The organism is Burkholderia sp. E168m23 (assembly GCF_016586125.1).
Lineage (GTDB): Bacteria > Pseudomonadota > Gammaproteobacteria > Burkholderiales > Burkholderiaceae > Burkholderia > Burkholderia orbicola.
The window spans coordinates 1-2169 of sequence record NZ_BCPP01001093.1 but is presented as its reverse complement, the minus strand read 5'-3'; the positions used below and the strand labels follow the sequence as shown (position 1 = coordinate 2169).

The 2169-nt window shown below is 66.0% G+C and carries 2 protein-coding genes and 1 pseudogene; 2 read left to right on the top strand and 1 reads right to left on the bottom strand.

What is annotated here, in order from left to right:
- On the top strand, positions 1 to 354 hold a 354-nt coding region (locus JMF90_RS34420), incomplete at its 5' end, for a peroxiredoxin (RefSeq protein ID WP_201326104.1).
- A 195-nt stretch (positions 355 to 549) separates the two neighbouring features.
- On the opposite strand, the pseudogene JMF90_RS40435 reads toward JMF90_RS34420, so the two are convergent.
- Positions 550 to 791: pseudogene (locus tag JMF90_RS40435) on the bottom strand (hypothetical protein); the annotation flags it as partial.
- On the opposite strand from JMF90_RS40435, the gene JMF90_RS34415 reads away from it, so the two are divergent.
- Positions 687 to 2169: PhoH family protein (locus JMF90_RS34415; RefSeq protein WP_201326103.1), on the top strand; the 1483-nt coding region annotated here is incomplete at its 3' end. The pseudogene JMF90_RS40435 and the gene JMF90_RS34415 overlap by 105 nt on opposite strands.

Below are 2169 nucleotides of genomic sequence, written 5' to 3'. Positions count from 1 at the left end.
CCGAAGGACAACACGCCGGGCTGCACGACCGAAGGGCTGCAGTTCCGCGATCTCTATCCGAAGTTCAAGAAGGCCGGTGCGGAAGTCATCGGCGTGTCGCGCGACAGCCTGCGCTCGCACGACAATTTCAAGGCCAAGCTCGAACTGCCGTTCCCGCTGATTTCCGATGCCGACGAAGCACTGTGCGCGCTGTTCGATGTCATCAAGATGAAGAAAATGTATGGCAAGGAAGTGCGCGGAATCGAGCGATCGACGTTCCTGCTCGACGCCGACGGCGTGCTTCGCCAGGCATGGCGCGGCATCAAGGTACCGGGTCACGTGGACGACGTGCTAAAGGCTGTACAAGCGCTTTGAGGCGCGTTATATTGGGCCGCAATGAATGCCAGTTCGCCCCATATTTCTCGTAGCTGCGCCCGTGCCCGTTGCAATGCTTCCCGGCACCTGACGCGCACGACGGCATCAGCCGAGCCGCATGTCCCTGTCGACGGGGCAGCGGCTTTTTTTATGGAACGCGCGCCGGCCCTCCCCGGTCCGGCCCTTACCGCATCGAGGAGCTGATCGACACTTAGGCGAACCGGCTAGACGAAATTCCTGTGCGCCACCGCGCGCAAACTGCATGCGTCTACGTCACGCAGGATGCGATCAGCGGCGCACGCCATGCGACACGATTCCTCCCGAGGGACACCATGCCTTTGCCTACTCCCCCCAGCAAGCTCGGCAGCCTGCTGCCGCCCGACGAATACAAGGCGAAAGCGCGGCCCGCGAAAGCCGCGAAGAAATCCGCCGAAGGGGACGCATCCACAGCCGGTGACTATGGTCCGGCCAGCGTGGCCCAACCGATGATCGAAGCCGCGAACACGGCCGCGCCGCTGCGTGCCGTCGCGTCTTCGGCGCCCGATGCCGCGAGCGCGCCCGCGCGAGGCCGCAAGACCCGACAGACGGCCGCGCTGTTGCAGCCGCTGCAGGCGCCTGCGGCCCCCGCGGCACCGGTCGTTGCACGCAACGACAAGCCGGCCACCGGGAAACCGGCCGCCGCGCCCGCGCGCGATGCCGGCGCCGCGACGAAGTCGCGCAGCCGCAAGCCCGCCGAAGTCGAACAGCAGAAACTGTTCGTGCTCGACACCAACGTGCTGATGCACGACCCGAGCAGCCTCTTCCGCTTCGAGGAACACGACGTCTATCTGCCGATGATGACGCTCGAGGAACTCGACAACCACAAGAAGGGGATGTCCGAAGTCGCGCGTAACGCCCGTCAGGTCAGCCGCACGCTCGACGCGCTGGTCGCCGACGGCGGCCCGATCTCGGACGGCATCCCGCTGTCGCGCCTCGGCAGCCGCGAGGCGGTCGGCCGCCTGTACTTCCAGACGAAGCTCGCCGACATCGCGCCGGTCGAAGGCTTGCCCGCAGGCAAGGCCGACAACCAGATCCTCGGCGTCGTGCGCGCGCTGCAGCGCGACCGGCCCGACCGCCAGGTCGTGCTGGTGTCGAAAGACATCAACATGCGGATCAAGGCGCACGCGCTCGGCCTGCCCGCGGAAGACTACTTCAACGACCAGGTCCTCGAGGATTCGGATCTCCTGTACAACGGCGTGCGCGAACTGCCGCAGGACTTCTGGACCAAGCATGCGAAGGGCATGGAGAGCTGGCAGGACACGAAGACGGGCACCACGTACTACCGCGTGACCGGCCCGCTCGTCGCGTCGATGCTCGTCAACGAGTTCGTCTATCTCGAGCCGCAGAACGGCGAGCCGACGTTCCACGCGATCGTCCGCGAGCTGAACGGCAAGACGGCGCTGCTGCAGACGCTGCGCGACTACAGCCACCACAAGAACAACGTGTGGGGCATCACCGCGCGCAACCGCGAGCAGAACTTCGCGCTGAACCTGCTGATGAACCCCGAGATCGACTTCGTCACGCTGCTCGGTCAGGCCGGCACCGGCAAGACGCTCGTCGCGCTCGCGGCCGGCCTCGCGCAGGTGCTCGACGACAAGCGCTACAACGAGATCATCGTGACGCGCGCGACCGTGCCCGTCGGCGAGGACATCGGTTTCCTGCCCGGCACCGAGGAAGAGAAGATGCAGCCGTGGATGGGTGCATTCGACGACAACCTCGAAGTGCTGCAGAAGACCGACGACGCGGCCGGCGAATGGGGCCGTGCCGCGACGCAGG